Origin of the sequence: Kitasatospora aureofaciens (genome assembly GCF_019192735.1) — a bacterium.
Lineage (GTDB): Bacteria > Actinomycetota > Actinomycetes > Streptomycetales > Streptomycetaceae > Kitasatospora > Kitasatospora aureofaciens_A.
The window spans coordinates 26,243-44,596 of the sequence record NZ_JAHTKP010000003.1; the positions used below are offsets into that span (position 1 = coordinate 26,243).

19 protein-coding genes and 1 pseudogene are annotated in these 18,354 nt (G+C 71.7%); 10 read left to right on the forward strand and 10 right to left on the reverse strand.

The window, feature by feature from the left end:
* Position 1: 1 nt before the first annotated feature.
* Both ccsB and KV557_RS04115 read left to right on the forward strand, forming a co-directional pair.
* Entirely contained in the window at positions 2 to 1,189 is a 1,188-nt protein-coding gene (gene ccsB, locus KV557_RS04110; protein ID WP_218198245.1) for a c-type cytochrome biogenesis protein CcsB, read from the forward strand.
* A 126-nt stretch (positions 1,190 to 1,315) separates the two neighbouring features.
* Positions 1,316 to 1,720 (forward strand): hypothetical protein, encoded by a 405-nt coding sequence (locus KV557_RS04115; protein WP_218198246.1) that lies wholly within the window; start codon positions 1,316 to 1,318, stop codon positions 1,718 to 1,720.
* 8 nt (positions 1,721 to 1,728) lie between these two features.
* On the opposite strand, the gene KV557_RS04120 is transcribed toward KV557_RS04115, so the two are convergent.
* Positions 1,729 to 2,799, reverse strand: coding sequence for a ScbA/BarX family gamma-butyrolactone biosynthesis protein (locus tag KV557_RS04120; RefSeq protein WP_218198247.1), 1,071 nt, complete (start codon positions 2,797 to 2,799; stop codon positions 1,729 to 1,731).
* Between the two features lie 353 nt (positions 2,800 to 3,152).
* Here KV557_RS04120 and KV557_RS04125 point away from each other — a divergent pair, with 353 nt between their 5' ends.
* Positions 3,153 to 3,791 (forward strand): ScbR family autoregulator-binding transcription factor, encoded by a 639-nt coding sequence (locus KV557_RS04125; protein WP_218198248.1) that lies wholly within the window; start codon positions 3,153 to 3,155, stop codon positions 3,789 to 3,791.
* A 42-nt stretch (positions 3,792 to 3,833) separates the two neighbouring features.
* Here the strand turns inward: KV557_RS04125 and KV557_RS04130 are convergent, their stop codons facing one another.
* The 4 genes from KV557_RS04130 to KV557_RS04145 form a co-directional block, all read right to left on the reverse strand.
* The gene (locus KV557_RS04130) at positions 3,834 to 4,457 is read right to left on the reverse strand and encodes a ScbR family autoregulator-binding transcription factor (protein WP_218198249.1); all 624 of its coding nucleotides are present in this window, start codon (positions 4,455 to 4,457) and stop codon (positions 3,834 to 3,836) included.
* Between the two features lie 221 nt (positions 4,458 to 4,678).
* Positions 4,679 to 4,885, reverse strand: a complete 207-nt coding sequence (locus KV557_RS04135; protein WP_218198250.1) for an acyl-CoA carboxylase subunit epsilon — start codon at positions 4,883 to 4,885, stop codon at positions 4,679 to 4,681.
* Between the two features lie 104 nt (positions 4,886 to 4,989).
* A complete protein-coding gene (locus KV557_RS04140; protein WP_218198251.1) occupies positions 4,990 to 6,591 on the reverse strand; it encodes an acyl-CoA carboxylase subunit beta in 1,602 nt (533 codons plus the stop codon).
* A 450-nt stretch (positions 6,592 to 7,041) separates the two neighbouring features.
* Positions 7,042 to 7,449: a PLD nuclease N-terminal domain-containing protein gene (locus KV557_RS04145; RefSeq protein WP_218198252.1), complete on the reverse strand. Its 408-nt coding sequence runs from the start codon at positions 7,447 to 7,449 to the stop codon at positions 7,042 to 7,044.
* Positions 7,450 to 7,543: 94 nt separating this feature from the next.
* Here KV557_RS04145 and KV557_RS04150 point away from each other — a divergent pair, with 94 nt between their 5' ends.
* The 3 genes from KV557_RS04150 to KV557_RS04160 are packed head-to-tail and all read left to right on the forward strand — an operon-like array spanning position 7,544 to position 10,363.
* The gene (locus tag KV557_RS04150) at positions 7,544 to 8,995 is read left to right on the forward strand and encodes a menaquinone biosynthesis decarboxylase (RefSeq protein WP_218198253.1); all 1,452 of its coding nucleotides are present in this window, start codon (positions 7,544 to 7,546) and stop codon (positions 8,993 to 8,995) included.
* Positions 8,995 to 9,891: a menaquinone biosynthesis prenyltransferase MqnP gene (gene mqnP / locus KV557_RS04155; protein ID WP_218198254.1), complete on the forward strand. Its 897-nt coding sequence runs from the start codon at positions 8,995 to 8,997 to the stop codon at positions 9,889 to 9,891. Before KV557_RS04150 ends, mqnP begins: the two co-directional genes overlap by 1 nt.
* Before the next feature lies 1 nt (position 9,892).
* Positions 9,893 to 10,363 (forward strand): diadenosine tetraphosphate hydrolase, encoded by a 471-nt coding sequence (locus KV557_RS04160; protein WP_218198255.1) that lies wholly within the window; start codon positions 9,893 to 9,895, stop codon positions 10,361 to 10,363.
* A 245-nt stretch (positions 10,364 to 10,608) separates the two neighbouring features.
* Here the strand turns inward: KV557_RS04160 and KV557_RS04165 are convergent, their stop codons facing one another.
* Positions 10,609 to 11,040, reverse strand: coding sequence for a DUF2690 domain-containing protein (locus KV557_RS04165; protein ID WP_308129763.1), 432 nt, complete (start codon positions 11,038 to 11,040; stop codon positions 10,609 to 10,611).
* A 566-nt stretch (positions 11,041 to 11,606) separates the two neighbouring features.
* Here KV557_RS04165 and KV557_RS04170 point away from each other — a divergent pair.
* Positions 11,607 to 11,843, forward strand: a complete 237-nt coding sequence (locus tag KV557_RS04170; protein ID WP_256176933.1) for a hypothetical protein — start codon at positions 11,607 to 11,609, stop codon at positions 11,841 to 11,843.
* An 87-nt stretch (positions 11,844 to 11,930) separates the two neighbouring features.
* Positions 11,931 to 12,809 (forward strand): annotated as a pseudogene (locus tag KV557_RS04175) (IS200/IS605 family accessory protein TnpB-related protein); the annotation flags it as partial.
* Between the two features lie 124 nt (positions 12,810 to 12,933).
* On the opposite strand, the gene KV557_RS04180 reads toward KV557_RS04175, so the two are convergent.
* Positions 12,934 to 14,064 carry a hypothetical protein gene (locus KV557_RS04180; RefSeq protein WP_218198257.1) on the reverse strand — a complete coding sequence of 377 codons (1,131 nt, stop codon included), beginning with the start codon at positions 14,062 to 14,064 and terminating at the stop codon, positions 12,934 to 12,936.
* A gap of 4 nt (positions 14,065 to 14,068) precedes the next feature.
* A complete protein-coding gene (locus KV557_RS04185) occupies positions 14,069 to 15,295 on the reverse strand; it encodes an FAD-dependent oxidoreductase (protein ID WP_218198258.1) in 1,227 nt (408 codons plus the stop codon).
* A gap of 89 nt (positions 15,296 to 15,384) precedes the next feature.
* Here KV557_RS04185 and KV557_RS04190 point away from each other — a divergent pair, with 89 nt between their 5' ends.
* Together KV557_RS04190 and KV557_RS04195 are read left to right on the forward strand one after the other, a co-directional pair.
* Entirely contained in the window at positions 15,385 to 16,158 is a 774-nt protein-coding gene (locus tag KV557_RS04190) for a TetR/AcrR family transcriptional regulator (RefSeq protein WP_218198259.1), read from the forward strand.
* A 99-nt stretch (positions 16,159 to 16,257) separates the two neighbouring features.
* The gene (locus KV557_RS04195; RefSeq protein ID WP_218198260.1) at positions 16,258 to 16,605 is read left to right on the forward strand and encodes a DoxX family protein; all 348 of its coding nucleotides are present in this window, start codon (positions 16,258 to 16,260) and stop codon (positions 16,603 to 16,605) included.
* Positions 16,606 to 16,742: 137 nt separating this feature from the next.
* On the opposite strand, the gene KV557_RS04200 is transcribed toward KV557_RS04195, so the two are convergent.
* Together KV557_RS04200 and KV557_RS04205 are read right to left on the reverse strand one after the other, a co-directional pair.
* Complete coding sequence (locus KV557_RS04200; protein WP_218198261.1) at positions 16,743 to 17,459, reverse strand: MOSC domain-containing protein; 717 nt, start codon at positions 17,457 to 17,459, stop codon at positions 16,743 to 16,745.
* Positions 17,460 to 17,548: 89 nt separating this feature from the next.
* Positions 17,549 to 18,292, reverse strand: coding sequence for a cyclase family protein (locus KV557_RS04205; protein WP_218198262.1), 744 nt, complete (start codon positions 18,290 to 18,292; stop codon positions 17,549 to 17,551).
* Positions 18,293 to 18,354: the final 62 nt, after the last annotated feature.

Genomic DNA, 18,354 nt, shown 5'->3' on the forward strand with positions numbered 1-18,354 from the left:
GGTGCAACTCGCCTCGGGGGTCGACCCACAGCTGGCCGACCTCTCCAACAAGCTGATCTATTCGGCGATGGCGGTCTACACGATCGCCATGTTCGCCCACATGTTCGAGTGGACGTTCGGCAGCAAGGGCGCCGTCGCCGTCCGCTCGAAGGAGCAGTCGGGCAGCCTGGCCGAGACCGTCGCCGCGGCGGAGGCCAAGGGCACCAAGAAGGTCACCGTCACCGTCGCCAGGGCGGGCGGCGGCACCACCACCCTCACCCGCACCGCCCTGGCGGGCGCGGGCGCCACGGTGGTCACCAGCGGCCGCGGCGAGGACGAGGTGGACGGCCCGGGCGCGGCCGGCAGCAGCGAGAAGGCCGACCTGGCCGGCCGCATCGCGGTCTCGCTCACCGTGCTGGCCGCCCTCCTGCACGTCGGCGGTGTGATCGCCCGCGGCCTCTCGGTCTCCCGCTGGCCGTGGGGCAACATGTACGAGTTCTCCTGCGCCTTCGCGCTGGCCATGACGGCGGCGTACCTGGTGCTGCTGGCCGCGAAGAAGAACGTCCGCTGGCTGGGCCTGCCGGTGACCGTCGCGGTGCTGCTGACCCTCGGCATCGCCACCACGGTGCTCTACACCGACTCCGAGCAGCTCGTCCCGGCGCTGCACTCGTACTGGCTGGCGATCCACGTCTCCACCGCGATCTTCTGCGGCGGCGCCTTCTACGCGGCGTTCATCGCCACGCTGCTGTACCTGTTCCAGGACTCGTACCACCGGCGGGTCGAGGCCGGCGCGTACGAGTACCTGAAGCCCGGCGCCGCCCGCGCGGCCGGCCGGCAGCAGAGCGACTTCCGGACCGGCCTGGCCCGCGTCCGGGTCTCGGTCTGCAACCGCCTGCCCGCCGCGTCGACGCTCGACAAGCTGTCGTACCGGATCAACGCCCTGGTCTTCCCGCTCTGGACCTTCACCATCATCGCGGGCGCGATCTGGGCCGAGGCGGCCTGGGGCAAGTACTGGGAGTGGGACCCGAAGGAGACCTGGTCGTTCATCACCTGGGTCGCCTACGCCTGCTACCTGCACGCCCGCGCGACGGCCGGCTGGAAGGGCCGCAAGGCGGCCTACCTGGCGCTGGCGGCCTTCGCCTGCTGGCTCTTCAACTACTACGGCGTGAACATCTTCGTCACCGGCAAGCACTCGTACGCGGGTATCTGACCGGGGCGGACCACACCCAACGGCCCGGCACTCCATCCGAAGGACGCCGGGCCGAGGTGCGACAGGGGTAGTTCGTGCCGGCCGCCTGGTGCCGGTACGGGAGGGAACTGAGGAGGAAATCGCGCAATGGAGTGCGACGAGGTCATGCTGACCGTCCGAATCACCGCCGCCGAGCGCACACTGCTCCGCCGGCTCGCCCAGGGGCACCGCAGTGACGTGTCCGAAGTGGTGGCCGACGGGCTGTTGGACATCATCCCCACGCTCAGCTCGCCGTCGGACGCCTACCGGCTGCTGGGCGCCCTCGCGACGCCCGCGCCGTGCGCGCTGACGGTCTGGCTGCCGACCCCGCTGGCCGACCTGCTGGTGCCCGGCGCGGCGCGGATCGCCCAGGTGACCGAGGTCCGGATCGAGTCCGCCAGCGCCATGCTGGGCGCCGCGCTGCGGCTCTGGCTGGCCCAGGACCCGGTCCGGCTGGCCGCCAACCTCAGCGTGATGCACGCCGGGCGGCGGTCGGCCCTGGTCGCCGCGTAGCGGGCCGGTCAGCTGGCGAGTGGCAGCCCGGTGCCGCCGAGGCCCGGCGCGGTGGGGCGGCCGTCGAAGGCGTCCCGCCGGGCCGGCACGGCGGGGCCGTCGGCCGGGCCGCTCAGCGGATCGTCGAGGGGCTCGGTGAGCAGCCGGCAGTCGGCCGCCGTCCGCCCGTCCTGGATCAGCAGCACCCGGACCGGCACCCGGCGGCCGTCCGGCGCCTCCTCGCGGACGGCCCGGACCAGGCAGGGCCGGTCCAGCTCGATGTAGCGGTCGAACGAGGTCACCAGCTCGACCGGCACCACCGGTTCGGGGTGCCGCAGCTGCTGGGCGGCCTGCCGGGCGGCCTCCAGGACGAGCATCCCGGGCACGTGGTCCAGGGTGTGGTCGAACAGCACCGGGTGCCCGGCGTCCGTCCGCAGCACCCAGTTGTCGGGCAGCAAGGTCGGGCTGAGCACCACGTCGCCCGGGTACGCCCGGCCGACCAGCTCGGGCGCGGCGGGCGGGCCCGGCCGGACCGGCGTGGTGGTCCGCCGCCCGGGCCCGCGCAGCCGGGCGTAGGAGGCGGGGGAGATGACCCGCAGCTGCCCGGAGCCGTGGCCGACCGGGCGGCCGTCCCGGGAGATCTCGGCGTGCAGCCGCAGCGAGGACAGCCGGCCGCCGCGCATCCGGACGTCCTCGCAGACGACGTCGAGCATCAGCGAGGCCGGTTCGGCGGTGACGGCGAGGCCGGCCAGCCCGGCCGGGCCGAGCGTGTAGGCGAGGTCGTCCATCGCGAAGTGGTGGCCGTTGGGCACGCCGAACCCGGCGTGGCCGATCAGCAGCCCGGCCTGCCGGACGGTCTCGGCCATCAGCACCGGGTCGTGGTGGCGGTCCCCGGGCAGCCGGTAGAAGCCGTGCATCCGGGGCCACTGGGCGCCGAGTCGGAACTCGTACGGGCCGGCGGCCTGCCAGCCGGTGAGGAACACCTCGGACACCGAGGTGCGGTGCACGAGGTGGCGGGAGACCGTCCGTTCGTGAAAGTCGTAGCCGGAACGGGGGTGGGCGTAGGGGTCGAGGGCATCCGGCTCTACGATCAGTGGCATGACGGGCCCCCACTCCAGGGTGTCGGTCGAGCGGCCGGTGCGGACGCCTGTAAGCAAAACATACAGACCACCCGGTTTGTGTCATGCGCGCGGGGTAGCTGCTGTCGAGCGGCCCGGCAGGTCCACGCTACCCGGCCTCTGGGCTGCGGGAATGCCCGAAAGCGGGCAGTCAGGACCTTGGGCGGGGGTGGCCACCCGCTGGACGGCGGGGTTGGCCGAGGCGGTAGATTAGATACCAACCATGCGGTTTCGGTCGGTTCCGGACGCATGCATGGCGTCGCACCCCACGTCGGCGACGCCCTGACAGCAGCCGGGCGGCGGGGGTCGTGGCCGGCCGAGTCCGGAGGGGCGCAGTGGTCAAGCAGGAACGCGCGGGGCGGACCAGGCAGGCCGTGCTGCTCGCCGCGGCGTGCACGTTCGCGGACGCGGGCTTCGAATCGGCCAGCCTGGTCGACATCAGCCGCCGGGCCGGCGTCAGCAAGGGCGCGCTCTACTTCCACTTCGTCTCCAAGCAGGCCCTCGCCGACGGCGTCCGCGCCGCCGCCGGACGCGAGATCGGCTCGGCCGCGCTGCGCGCCCTGCGCGCCGGCGGACCGGCCGTCCAGAGCCTGATCGACTTCTCGCACGAACTCGGCCGGCTGCTGCGCGAGGACGTCGTGGTCCGGGCCGGCGTCCAGCTCGGCCGCACCGGGCACGGCCCCCGCCGGCCCGACGCCACGGGCCTCCCCGGCTCCCCTGGCCCGGACGCCACCTGGCGCAGCCTCACCGCCGTCGTCCGCCGCCTGCTGGGCCGCGCCGCCGAGGCCGGCGAGCTGCGGCCCGGCATCGACCGCCGGGCCGCCGCAGAACTGCTCACCACGGTCGCGGCCGGCCTGGTCCTGCTGGCAGCCGAGGACGCCGACCGGCTGCGGCCGGAGGCCGTCCGCGAGATCTGGACGGCCGCACTGCCGGCCCTGGTGCCGGGCGGGTGCTGCGCCGCGTACCGGGTCTGACGGCCCGCCGCCAGGGTGTCCCGCCGCCAGGGCGTCCCGCCGTCAGGGAGCGGGGGCGCGCTCGGTGACGCTCAGACGGGCCAGCGCGTGCGGCTGGACGAGCCCGGGCAGCAGCAGCGTCCACAGGTCGGCCATCCGCTGGATCAGGTCCTGCCGGTCGGTCAGCACCTGGGAGCTCAGCTGGATGCCGGTGACGGCCCCCTGGATCACCGCGGCCGCCGCGGCCAGGTCGATCCCGGGGTGCAGCTCCCCGGCCTCCTGCGCCCGCTCCAGCAGCCCGCGCGCCACGTCCGACCAGCCCTGGTAGGCCGCGATCTGGGGCGGGGTGAAGCTGCCGTGCTCGATGGTCAGCCGGATGCTGCCGCGGACCAGCGGGTCGTCCTGGAGGGCGTGGGCGAAGGCGTAGCCGATGTCGATCAGGGTCTGCACCGGGCTGTCGGAGGACGGCTCCCAGGTGACCAGCCAGGCGCTCTGCCCCTCCAGGATGACGGCGAGCGCCAGCTCCTCCTTCGAGCGGAAGTGGAAGTACAGCGCGCCCTTGGTGACGCCGGCCCGCTCCAGGATCTCCGACATCGTCGCGGCGGCGTAGCCCCGCTCGTCGAACACCTCGGCCGCCGCGAGGAGTACCGCCTGGCGGGTCGCCAGTGCGCGGGCCTGCCTGGCCATCGCAGCCTCCCTGGATAGTTCTGGTCCCTCGGCAGCGGCCGATCCTATGGGGGCCGACGGGCGGGCGGGCCGCATACCGTCCAGTAGGTATTCTACCGAGCCGCCGGGGGCCGACCGGGGCCCCGAGCCCGGCCCGGTGCGACGGGGCGGGCACGAACGGTACAACGCCGACGGCCGGCCACCCGGGTGGGGTGACCGGCCGTCGGGAGACGCTCTGGCCGTCAGGCGGCCTGCTGCCAGCTGACCGGCGAGTAGTAGGCCGGGCGGCGCTCCAGGCGCTGCCAGCTGGCGATCGGCTCGACCGGCGCGACGGCGACGGCCTGCTGCGCGGCCGCGCGCGCCATCAGCACGGCGGTGAGGGCGGCCAGTTCCTCGTCGGTGAGGGAGCCGCGGACGATACGGACGAGGGGTTCGGCGGAAGCGGTCATGGTTTGGTTTCTCCCCCGGGCAGTGGTGTGTGGTCTCGCTCGGCGCCGCGCGCTGTGGGTCGCGCGGTGCCGGGTGCTGCTGCGACGCGGGCTGCCGCGGGCCGCTACATCGGCGGGTTGCCGTGCTTGCGGCTGGGCAGGTCCGCGTGCTTGGTGCGGAGCATGGCGAGTGCCGAGGCGAGCACCTCGCGGGTCTCGGCCGGGTCGATGACGTCGTCCACGAGGCCGCGCTCGGCCGCGTAGTACGGGTGCATCAGCTCGTTCTTGTATTCCTTGATCTTCTGGGCGCGCATGGCGTCCGGGTCCTCGGCGCCGTTGATGTCGCGCCGGAAGATCACGTTGGCGGCGCCCTCGGCGCCCATGACGGCGATCTCGTTGGTCGGCCAGGCGTAGGTGAGGTCGGCGCCGATGGACTGCGAGTCCATCACGATGTACGCCCCGCCGTAGGCCTTGCGCAGGATCAGCGAGATCCGTGGCACGGTGGCGTTGCAGTACGCGTAGAGCAGCTTGGCGCCGTGCCGGATGATGCCGCCGTGCTCCTGGTCGACGCCGGGCAGGAAGCCGGGGACGTCGAGCAGGGTGACCAGCGGGATGTTGAACGCGTCGCACATCTGGACGAAGCGCGCGGCCTTCTCACTCGCATTGATGTCGAGGACGCCGGCCAGCGACTGCGGCTGGTTGGCGATGATGCCGGTGACGTGGCCGTCGATCCGGGCCAGCACGCACAGCACGTTGGTCGCCCAGCGCTCGTGGACCTCCAGGAACTCGCCGTGGTCGACGATCTCCTCGATCACCTTGCGCATGTCGTACGGCCGGTTGCCGTCGGCCGGCACCAGGTCGAGCAGGCTGTCGTTGCGGCGCGCGACCGGGTCGTCGTTGAGGGCGGACGGCGGCATCTCGCGGTTGTTCTGCGGCAGCAGCGACAGGAGGTAGCGGACCTCCTCGATGCAGGACTGCTCGTCGTCGTAGACGAAGTGCGAGACGCCGGAGACGCCCGCGTGGACGTCGGCGCCGCCGAGGCCGTTCTGGCTGATCTTCTCGCCGGTCACGGCCTGGACGACGTCCGGGCCGGTGATGAACATCTGCGAGGTCTCGCGGACCATGAAGACGAAGTCGGTCAGCGCGGGGGAGTAGGCGGCGCCGCCGGCGCAGGGGCCGAGCATGACGGAGATCTGCGGGATGACGCCCGAGGCCTTGGTGTTGCGCTGGAAGATGCCGCCGTAGCCGGCGAGGGCGGTGACACCCTCCTGGATGCGGGCGCCGGCGCCGTCGTTCAGGGAGACCAGGGGCGCGCCGGCCGCGATGGCCATGTCCATGATCTTGTGGATCTTCTGCGCGTGGGCCTCGCCCAGGGCGCCGCCGAAGATCCGGAAGTCGTGTGCGTAGGTGAAGACGGTCCGGCCGTGCACGGTGCCCCAGCCGACGATCACACCGTCGGTGTGCGGCTTCTTGGCCTCCAGGCCGAAGCCGGTGGCGCGGTGCCGGCGCAGCGGCTCGACCTCGTGGAAGGAGCCCTCGTCCAGCAGCAGCTCGATGCGCTCGCGGGCGGTCAGCTTGCCCTTCGCGTGCTGGGCCTCGGTGGCCTTCTCGCTCGGGCCGCGCCGGACCTTCTCGCGCAGTTCGTGCAGCTCGGCGACCCGCCCGCGGGCGTCGGCCGGGATCTCGGGGACCTCGCCGCCGACCGGCGCCTCATGCACAACCGTCATCTCGAACCACTCCAAGGGTGAGGGAACTGTCCGACAGCCAACGTCTGCTGTGCCCCCGGCTGCGAATCACTTTCTTCACTTATGACTGTACGAGGGGCCGTGCGCTGGTTTCGGCGTCGATTCCGTACAAGGTCGAGTTCGTTTAGCTGTCAGGCCTGCACAGAAGCAACGGGGCCGGAGCCGCTGCGCTCGGTGTCCGTTCGAATACCGGGGGTTGTCGGGCAGGTGATGGTCCGATGATCTGAGCATGAAGAAAAGCGCAGGTCAGAGCCATCGACCAGCAGCGTACGCCCGGCCGCTAGGGCGGTGCTTAAGCGTCGGTCGAGCGCGGCGCGGTAAGGACGGAAGGTCGTGACAATGGCCTGGAAGTCGTAGGGAAGCGCCAAAAACGCCGCAGCCCACCCGAGGCCTGCCGGGTGGGCTGTCCGGGGGAGCCCCGAACGGCGCCGGTCAGCTCTTGCGCCCGTCCTCCGGCTCGTCCTTGCCGCGCAGCTCCTGCTCGCGGCGGCGCAGATCCGCCTCCCACTGCTTGAGCATGTCCTCGTGCTCGTTGTTGCTCTTCTTCAACGAGGCGAGGAACTCGGGGTCGTCGTCCGGCGCGAGCGGACGGCCGCCGCGCGGGCGCTCGTCCTCGGGGTGACCGGGCGTCCGGCCGCCCGCCGTCGCGGTCCGCGGGACGCCGCGCCGCTTGCCGGCCACCAGCCAGGCGATCGAGCCCACCAGCGGGAACAGCAGCACGATGATCACCCACACCACCTTGGGCAGGTGCTTCACCTCGTCCTCGGGCGTGGTCAGGCAGTCGATGAAGGCCCACACCCACAGGGCGAGCGGGATGACGAAGGTCAGAATCCTCAGCACGGCGGCGATCTCCCCCGACGACGGCGGTTGGGACGGGCTGCTTCCTAGGGGCCCTTGACCGGGCCAGGCTATCGGGTGGCGGATACTGACTGGCATGGCATACGACGATCTCCGCTCGTTTCTCCGGGCTCTCGACCGCGAGGGCGACCTCAAGCGCATCAAGGCGGAGGTGGACCCGCACCTGGAGATCGGCGAGATCGTCGACCGGGTGCAGAAGGCCAAGGGCCCCGCGCTGCTCTTCGAGAACGTCAAGGGCTCGTCGATGCCGCTCGCGATGAACGTCTTCGGCACCGAGCGGCGCCTCGCCAAGGCGCTCGGCCTCAAGGGCCCGGACGACATCTCAGAGAAGATCGCCGGCCTGCTCAAGCCCGAACTGCCGCAGGGCTTCACCGGTTTCCGGGACGCCTTCGGCAAGCTCGCCTCGATGGCGCACGTCCCGCCACGGCACGTGAAGGACGCCCCGGTCCAGGAGGTCGTGCTCACCGGCGACGACGTCAACCTGGACGAGCTGCCCGCCCTCTTCACCTGGCCGCTGGACGGCGGCTCCTTCTTCAACCTGGGCCTCACCCACACCAAGGACCCGGACACCGGCATCCGCAACCTCGGCCTCTACCGGCTCCAGCGGCACGACCGCCGGACCATCGGCATGCACTGGCAGATCCACAAGGACAGCCGCAACCACTACGCGGTGGCGGCGAAGCGCGGTGAGCGGCTGCCCGTCGCGATCGCCTTCGGCTGCCCGCCGGCCGTGACGTACGCGGCCACCGCGCCGCTGCCCGGGGACATCGACGAGTACCTGTTCGCCGGCTTCGTGGCCGGGGAGCGCGTGAAGATGGTCGACTGCAGGACGGTGCCGCTACAGGTCCCGGCCGACGCCGAGGTCGTGCTGGAGGGCTGGCTGGAGCCCGGCGAGATGCTCCCCGAGGGCCCGTTCGGCGACCACACCGGTTTCTACACCCCGCAGGAGCCGTTCCCGGCCCTGACGATCGACTGCGTCACGATGCGCCGCCGCCCGATCCTGCAGTCGATCGTGGTCGGCCGCCCGCCGACCGAGGACGGCCCGCTGGGCAAGTTCACCGAGCGGTTCTTCCTGCCGCTGCTGAAGATCATCATCCCGGACATCGTCGACTACGACCTGCCCGAGGCCGGCGGCTTCCACAACTGCGTGATCGTCTCGATCGACAAGAAGTACCCCAAGCACGCCCAGAAGACGATGCACGCGATCTGGGGCGCGCACATGATGTCGCTGACCAAGCTGATCATCGTGGTGGACGCGGACTGCGATGTGCACGACTACCGGGAAGTCGCCTGGCGGGCGTTCGGGAACGTCGACTACAGCCGGGACCTGACGGTGGTGGAGGGGCCGGTGGACCACCTCGACCACGCCTCCTACCAGCAGTTCTGGGGCGGCAAGGCCGGTATCGACGCGACCCGGAAGCTGCCGGAGGAGGGCTACACCCGGGACGGGGGGTGGCCGGAGATGGTGTCCTCGGACCCGGCCACCGCTGCGCTGGTGTCTCGTCGCTGGAAGGAATACGGACTCTGATGAGCACGGTTGCTGTCGAAACCCCGGGGCGTACGAGGGCCTTTCTGCGCCTGGTGATGATCGAGCACTCGGTCTTCGCCCTGCCCTTCGCCTACATCGCCGCGCTGACGGCCATGTTCCTCGCCGACAAGCGGGTGCACTGGGGCGAGTTGTTCGTCGTCACGGTGTGCATGGTCGGCCTGCGGACCTTCGCGATGGCCGCCAACCGGATCATCGACCGCGAGATCGACGCCCGGAACCCGCGCACGGCGGGGCGTGAACTCGTCACCGGGGCCGTCTCGTTGAAGACCGCGTACGTCGGCTCGGCGGTCGCACTGGTGGTGTTCCTGGGCGCGGCGGCGATGCTGAACCCGCTGTGCCTCGCGCTCGCGCCGGTGGCCGTGGTGCCGATGGTGGTGTACCCGTACGGCAAGCGGTTCACGGACTTCCCGCAGGCCATCCTCGGACTGGCGCAGGCGATGGGGCCGGTCGGTGCCTGGCTTGCGGTGACCGGGAGTTGGTCGTGGGAGGCCGTCGTGCTCGGCGCGGCGGTGGGGATCTGGATCGGCGGCTTCGACCTGATCTACGCCTGCCAGGACGTGGAGTCCGACCGGCACGGTGGCGTCCGGTCGGTGCCGGCGCGGTTCGGCATCCCGGCGGCGATCTGGGGCGCGCGGGTGTGCCACGTCCTGACAACGCTTCTGCTGGGATGGTTCGCGTTCTTGACGGGCGCCAGTGCGGCGTTCTGGATCGGCCTGGTCGTGGTCGCGGGGGCGTTCGTCTACGAGCACACCATCGTGAAGCCGAACGACCTGTCGAAGCTCAACCGGGCGTTCTTCCAGACGAACGGTTTCGTGGGGATCTCGCTGTTCTTCTTCGCGCTGGTGGACCTGGTCGTTCGCGGACTGGGGATCTGACGTGACGTCCGACTGGCGCGCCGACCGCATCGGCAGTGCGCTGCGGGGTGAGAATCCCACCGTGCTGCGGCGGTTGGACGCCGGGTTCGCGGTCATCGGGGACGTTCAGTTCCTGCCCGGCTACTCGGTCCTGCTGACCGACGAGCCGGGCGTCGAACGCCTCTCCGACCTGCCCCGCCCGCGCCGCCTCGCCTACCTCGCCGACCTCGACCGGCTCGGCGAGGCGGTCGAACGGGCCTGCCGCGCCGCCGACCCGGCCTTCCGCCGGGTCAACCTCGAAATCCTCGGCAACAAGGACCCGTTCCTGCACGCCCACATCTGGCCCCGCTTCGACTGGGAGCCGGACCACCTCGTCCAGAAGCCCGTCTGGCTCTACACCCCGGACCACTGGCACGACCCCCGGCACGCCCTCGCCCCGGCCCACGACCCCCTCCGAGCCGCCATCACCGCCGAACTCGACGCGTCGGTGTGACCGGCCTGGATCAAGCGGGCGACGGAGTCAACTGGCAGACGACGACGAGCTCAAGCCGGGGGACGACGTAGTACGCCACGAGGCCTCCGGCGACGTCGATGTACTGCATGGGCTCGATCTGACGTGACGCCCGACTGGCGGTCCCGTTCCTGCCCGGCTACTCGGTCCTGCTGACCGATACGCCGGGCGCGGAACGTCTTACCGGCCTGCCGCGCCGCCGACCCGGCAGGCTCCTACGGCAAGCTTCAGTAGCTTCCGGTGCTGTCCGAGGAGACGTGGCCCCACATGTCGTGGACCCACCCGGTGGCGTAGCCCGTCACGCCGGCGTCGTTGAGCATCGGCGTGTAGCAGCTGTACCCGCCGAGGCTGTCGTTCCAGTTCCCGCCGGAGATCATGCACTGCTGGTAGGCATTGTCCGAGTTGCGGTAGACCTGGGCCATGCCCTGGCCGACGCCCCCGTAGGCGATCACACGGCCCCAGACCGTCCGGCAGGACGGGCTGTAGCGAAGCTGGATCTTTCCGTCGTACTTGTTGGTGTACCCGTCCCAGATCTGGGTCTCCTGCGCCGTGATGGCATCACCCGCGCAGCCCGCCGAGATCGGATCCTGCCCGTCGTAGGCCGCGGCCTGCGCATTCCCTGTGAGCCCCAGGCCGAGGAGAAGGGAAACTGCCGTCACGGTCGCTGCCTTTGCCGCGAGAGTCTTCATATGTGCACCTCGAAATATGTTCGTGCCGGGTAAGGCGCTGTCGGAACAAGCTGTGTGCCGTGCGCCGGTGATGGTCAGGCCGACACCGCGTGACGTCCAGTCGGCCCTGAACGGGGTTGCTCACCATGCGCGTCGCCGCCTGATGACCACGGTGAACCCGGCAAGGAGGTGGCCGCAACAGTCTCACGTCCCAGATGTGACGGTGAGTTGGCTCAAGCCTGTGACCTGCGGCTTCCCAGCGGCCTCGCGGCGATGTGAGACGGTCCACGGGTTCGGGGGGAAGGCGTCTCGCCAGCTGTGCTGGGGGGAGTCCCCACTTGGCAGAGCTGATCCATGCCGACCGCCGGCACGAGGCCGCCTGGGAGCGCGCGGCGATGCCTGCGCGCTCCTGTTGATACTTCGCGCGCTGACTGTACGTCAAGCTGGTTAACACTGGCTGCTATCGGCGTGTTACGTTCCGTCGCGCAAGCAGAGAAGAGAAGACCCCGGCGGTGCGGAAACACCCCGGGGTCTGGCACCAGGAGCAGCAACTCCCTATGCAGATCCATCGTGCTGCGCACGCGCGCTCTTTCACCGTCCTTCCGAACGGAATCCTCCAGGGCCGTCGCCTCAGCTACACCGCTCGCGGCCTCCTGGCCGATCTCCTCTCCCGCCCCGACGGCTGGCGCGAGGACGGGCGGCACATGGCCGACACCAGCACGCAGGGGCGCGGCGCGGTCCGTCGGGCGCTGAAGGAGCTGACGGATGCGGGGTGGCGAACTGCTGGCGGTTGAGTATCACTGAGTGCCCATAAGGTCCGTTTAGTGGTGTTGTCGGACGTGCTGAATATGTGGCCATTTGCCTGATTTTGCGGCGTTCTGATGGTGTGTATAGGGTGCTCGCGTCTTGATCCGGATCGGTCGTCGGGGAGGTGGTTGCCGTTGTCCGAGAAGAAGACGTTGCGGCAGATCGCCCGGCCGTTCGTGGCCGATCCTGCCGGCGGTGTGTGCATACGGGACCGGCTGAAGGGCCTCACGCCGGAGGACGAGAAGGTTCTGCGGATGGTCGGCGGGCACATGGGCTCGCTGGCCTCCCGCGATCTCAAGGCGCGCTGCGCCGACGGTCTGGATCACTCCACTGACACGTGGGCGGCGCGCAAGCGGGAGCTGACGGCCGAGTCGTCGTCCCGGTGGGCGGGGTCGGTCACGGGGGCGACGCATGCGCAGTGGGGGCTGTCCCGCCGGGCGCAGTTCGCCCACCTGCAGGGCCTGGAATCCGGGACCAGGACCATCCGGCATCGGCTGTCCCTGCCGGTCGGCGAGAAGGGCGCCAGGAAGGCCCCGGGCGGCTACCGTTCGACGCACGAGTGGTTCGTCAAGTCGCGTCGGTTGGCGGTGCTGGAGGACCGGGCCGCTCAGGTGCGGGCCGACCGGGAAGCCGGACGGGTACATGTGGTGCGGGGCGGAAGGAAGTTGGCCAACACCCGGCACAACCTCACCGCCGCCCAACTGACCGAGACCCAGTGGCGTGATCGCTGGGAAGCATCCCGCTGGTTCCTGTCCGCTGACGGGGAGTCCGGCAAGCGCTACGGCAACGAGACGATCCGGGTCACCCCCGACGGGGAAGTGTCGGTCAAGCTGCCCGCTCCGCTGGCGGAGTTGGCCAACAGCAGGCATGGCCGGTACACGCCGGCCGCCCGTGTGAGCTTCCCCCATCGTGGGGACGAATGGGCCGACCGCATCGAAGCGAGGAACGGTATTACCGCGTCGACAGGGTGCGGATGCCCGACGGGACGGTCCACTCCTACGCCCACGTCTTCGACACGCCCCAGCTGGGGCCGCCGCCGAGTGTCCCCCTCCCGGCCGCCGGTGAAGCGGGTGCCGGTCACGCTGTCGTCCCTCCCGTAAAGAACCCGGAAGAAGTACCCGCCCTCCCCGGCGAGTTGACGCAGCCGGACGAGCAGATCCGGGAGGCGGTCGCGGCGCTGTACCGGGTGATCCGGCGGGAACCCCGCCTGCGCCTCGGCGAGGCCGAGGTGGTTGCCCTCGCACCCCTCGTCGCCGAGTGGCTGGCGCGGGGCAGCACGGACGCCGACCTGGCAGAGGCGCTGCTTCCCGGCCTGCCGCAGCCGATGCACTCTCCGGTGGGAGTGCTTCGCAGCCGCCTCAAGAGAAAGCTTCCGCCACCCCGCCGGTCGAGCGCCCGGCCAGACCCCCATGAATGCGCGGAGTGCCGCGATCCGGTGTCCCGGCCGGGCATCTGCCGCGCCTGCGCCGGCCTCGTCCCGCGACAAACGCCCCCGGCTCCGACCACCGCCCTCGTCGGAGCCGCCAGAGCCCGGGACGCATTGCGCGGTGTGGTCGGGCTCGCGCTGGGGGCCGCCGGCTGAGCCGGGGGTTCCTCCGGTCTGCACGGGAAGTCGGCGTGGTCGACTTCCCGTGCAGGGGCGACATCGGGGTGAGCGGTCCGGTTATTGATTCCGTGGGCGCGGCCGTGGCCCTTGAGGACGGCGGCCCGTCCGTCGGGGTCGGGGTAGGTGTGGGGGTGGCCGGCGGCGAGGGTGACGGATCGGACGGAGATCGGGCCGAGGATCTGGGCGCCGTCGCCGATCCGGCAACTACCCGTCACCTCTGCGCCGTTGGTGAGCCTGGTCTCGTCGCCGAGCTCGATGGTGTCGCCGGTTGCCGCCGTGATGCGGGTGCCGCCCTCGCCGATCCGGGAGCCGCGGCCGATCGTGATGCGTCCGCCGCCGGTCGCGGTGATCCGGGTGCCGCCGTGGAGGGTGTTGCCCGGGCCGAGTGCGACGGCGCTGCGCTCGTCGCACTCGATGGCGGCGCCGGGGTAGAGGACGGTCCCGGTCCGCAGGACCACCCGCCGGGAGACGAGCACCGAGAACGGGTCGAGGACCGCCACGCCTTGGTCGGCGAGGGCCAGCAGTTCGCCGGGGGTAAGGAGTCCGCGCTCGCGGCGGATGACGTCCAGCCGGTGCCAGAGTTCGTCAGATTCCGTGATCACTGGATCATACTGACGCCCGCCGGGCGAAGGCCGGGGCGTGCTCCGGGCGCGGGCCCAGGGCGATCAGGCGGGACGGGATCTGCCGGAAGCCCGGCACGAAGCGGGCGAGCATGACGAGCTGGGTGGGCGGGCCGACTCGGCTGCCGGTGAGGATCGGCTCGAACATGATGCCGTGCAGGACGCGCTGCAGGCGCTGCATGATCACTGTGGGCCGCCACCGCCGCTTCTGCACCCGGGCCAGGGCCGCGACGGTCGGGCGGCCGCGGCGCAGCGGTTCGGCGAGCAGGGTGGCGGCGGCCACCGCGTCCTGGATGGCGAGGTTGATCCCCACCCCGCCGGCCGGGGACATCGCGTGGGCGGCGTCGCCGATGAGCAGCAGCCCGTCGGTGTACCAGCGGTCGAGCCGGTTGAGCTTGACGTCGAGCACGTGGACGTCGTCCATGCTCGCCAACTGGTCGACCCGGTCGGCGTACTGGGGCATCATGCGGGCGATGCGCGCGCGGAAACCCTCGATGCCCTCGGCGCGCAGTTGCGGGTCGGTGCCCTTGGGGCCGAAGTAGGCGATCTGGAAGTAGTCGTCGCGCGTGAGGCTGAGCGCCATCTCGCGGTCCCCGAACCCGGGGGCGAGGTTCGGCGGCACGCCCTGCTCGTCGGCGTGTCGGGGGAGCCGGAACCACCAGGTGTCGAACGGCACCGGGAACTCCTCGGGCACCAGGCCCGCTTCCCGCCGCAGCGTGGAGTGCCGGCCGTCGGCGGCGACGGTGAGCGCGGCGCGGAGTTCGCCCTCCTCGCCGTCCCGGGTGCGGTAGCGGACGCCGACGACCCGGCCGCCCTCCCGGAGCAGCCCGGTGGCCTCGGTGTTCATCCGTACGGTGAACGTGGGCTCCTTCTTCGCCTCGGCGACGAGGAAGTTGAGCAGGTCCCACTGCGGGATCATCGCGATGTAGTTGTACGGCGCGGGCAGCCGCTCGAAGGCGCTCAGCGCGACCTGGCCGACGCCGGGCACCGGCACGACCATGTTGCCGAGCCGGCTCTGCGGCAGGGCGGCGAACGCGCGGCCGAGGCCGAGTTCGTCCATCAGCCGCACGGTGGACGCGTGGACGGTGTCGCCGCGGAAGTCGCGGAGGAAGTCCCCGTGCTTCTCCAGCACGGTCACCTCGACGCCGGCCCGGGCCAGTATCAGGCCCAGCATCATGCCGGCCGGTCCGCCCCCGGAGATGACGACGCTCATGGAACTCTCCCCTCAATCGCTCCTCGATGGAACTCGCATATACAGACTCTCTGGAACCGTCTCAGGTGTCAAGTAGTACGATGGTTCACATGAAGGATCTGGTGGTAGCCGCCCTCGCGGCGGCGAAGGAACGGGGTCAGGACGTCGCGGACGTCCCGCTGACGGCGATCGCGGCGGCGGCCGGTGTCTCCCGCAGCACGCTGCTGCGCCGGCTCGGCGGCTCCCGAGCCGTGCTGGACGAGGCCGTCAGGCAGGCGGGCGTCGACCCGGGCGGACGGCCGCCGGTGCGGGAGCGCGCGATCGAGGCGGCGGCCGGGCTGGTGGCCGAACGCGGCCTGGGCGGGGTCACCCTGGACGCCGTCGCGGACCGTGCGGAGTGCTCGGTGCCCAGCCTGCACACCGTCTTCGAGGGGCGGGACGGCCTGCTCGCCGCCGTCTTCGAGCAGCACGGCCCGCTGCCGGACCTGGAGGCGCTGGCGGCGAACCCGCCCGAGCGGTTGGAGGACACCGTGCGGGCCCTCTACCGGACCTTCGTCGCGGCCTTCGACCGCGAGCCGCGCGTCGTCCCGGCGGTCTTCGCGGACCTGTTCAGCCGGCCGGACGGCCCCGCGGCCCGGATGATGGCGGCCAACTTCCCGCGGCTGTTCGCCTCCCTGGCCCGGCTGCTGCTGCCGCACGTGGAGGCCGGGCGGGTGCGGCCGCTGCCGTTCCCGGTGCTGGTCCAACTGCTGCTCGGGCCGATGGTCACCCACTTGCTGCTGCGGCCGGTGCTCGGCCCGGCGTTCGGCGCCGGGATGCCCTCGCTGGAGGAGTCCATCGAGCTGTTCGCGGACGCCTACCTGCGGGCCGTCGCGCTGCCGTAGGGCGGTCCGGGACGATTCTTCGCGGGAGCTGTCACACGTGGGCGGTGGGCCGGGTCAGTGAAGTGACCGAGCACAACACGCCGCTTGAAGGAGCTTCACATGTCCGTCGCCCACGTCATCGTCACCGTCCTCGGCGCCCTCATGGCGGGCTTCTCGGCCGGGTCGGTGTTCTTCAAGGTCGAATACGTCGTCGGCCCGCTGGCCGAGTACGGCGTGCCGCGCGCCTGGTGGACCTGGCTGGGCGTGGCCAAGGCGGCCGGCGCGGTCGGCCTGCTGGCCGGCTTCGCCGTCCCCGTGATCGGCGAACTGGCCGCGCTCGGACTGGTGCTGTACTTCGCAGGCGCCGTCATCACCGTGCTCCGGGCGCGGGCCTACGGGCACGTCGCCTTCCCGATCATCTACGCCGCCCCGGCCGCCGCCGCACTCGTTCTCGGGCTCGCCGCCTGAACCCCCGCGCCACCGGCGAGAATTGCCCCGAGCGAAACCCCGTCGGAGGAGAAGACCGTGATCGGCAAGCTGCAGTGCCTCGTGCTCGACTGCCCGGACGCGGCCGGGCACCCGTTCTGCCTGATCCGCGCTTAGGTTCAGGCGAGCGTCAGCCGGTCGCCCACGCTCAGCCGGCCCGGGGCCGCGACCTCGGCCAGGGCGTCGAGGCGGCCGTCGTGGGCGGCCACGATGGCCTTCAGGATCTCGGGTGCGTGTGGGAGGCCCGGCTGGGCGGCGGCGGTCATGACGCAGCGCTCGCTGGAGCGGACGAAGGCGAGCCGGGCGCCGCCCGGGGAGCTGCCGCGACCATCCCGGCCGAACCAGGTGTCCTCGACGAACGGCGGGGTGCCGGGCGGGGTGCGCAGCAGGATGTTGGGCCGGAACCGGCGGTCGTCGACGACGGCGAGCGGGGCGGCCTCGCGGACCCAGTCCAGGGTGGCGGTGGTGAGCACGCTGACCGGCAGCTGGTCGAAGTGCGAGACGGCGTCCTCGCGGGCGAGTTCGACGTCCTCGCGCTGGAGGTAGGCGCGCAGGAAGGCGGTCGGGTCGGCGACCGGGCGGCCGAGCGGGTCGAACAGCTCGGGCCCGTCGATCCGGTGGCCGAGCCGGGCGGAGAGCCGGAGCAGGCCGTCCATCCGCCGGAAGCGGCGGGTGTTCTTGCCCGAGCCGAACCTGCCGGCCGCGTCGCGGACGGCGTAGAGGCGGTCGCCGGCCAGGCCGCGCCCGTCCACCTCGACGGAGTCGAGCCGCTCGCCGCCGGTGGATTTCACGGGGTAGCGCCAGAGTCGCTCGATCACTCCGATGATCTCTGCCATGAGCGGACAGCGTACCGGCGGCCTCGGGGGATGGTCTAGACCAAGTCCGGTGGGGCAGTTGGCCGAAAACCGCCGGTCCGCAGGAACCGTCAGCCCAGCCGGGCCACCGCCCGGACCGGCGCGCCGTCCGCCGCCACCAGCCGCAGCGGGAACAGTGACACCTCCACCGGCCGCCCGGCCTCCTGGGCGTCCAGCAGGGCCCGCAGATCGGTCAGGTTCTCCGCGATCACCCCGCCGCCGGACGCCCCCAGCAGCACCCGGTGCGCGGCCAGGGTCGGCTCGTCGGTGGCCTGCTGGTCGTGCTCGTCGGTGAGGTCCGCGAGCAGCGCGGCCACCGCCGGGTCGCCCGGCCCCGGCTCAGGGGTGGGGTCGACGCTCAGCGCGTCCACGCCGACCGTCCGCACCCCGGCGGCGACGATCGCCTCGGCCGCGTCGGGTGTCAGGCTCGGGTGGGCGAGGTAGGCGTCGGTGCCCCAGTGCCGGGCCCAGCCGGTGGCGAGCAGCAGGACGGTTCCCTCTCCGGCCCGCTCCAGCGCGGGCGCGAGCAGTTGGGGTGTGACGGCCTCCCGGGGCTCCAGCCCGCGCAGGTCGGCGACCACGGCCGGGCCGGTGAACCGCTCCAGCGGCAGTCCGTCGAGCGTCGGCCAGGTGACGTCCACGTGGTAGGGCGCGTCCACGTGCGTCCCGGACTGCGAACCGAGGTGCAGGGCCAGCACGTTCACCCCGGCGGTGGCGGTGGTGAGCGCGGGCTCCAGGACGACGGCCGGATCGCCGGGGTAGACCGGCATCGCGGTGGTCACCTGGTGGGTGAGGTCGACGAGGGTCGCTGCCATGCCCCCATCCTCCCAGGGGCGCCTCCGGATGCGGCCACGCCGGTGCGGCCGGATAGAAATGG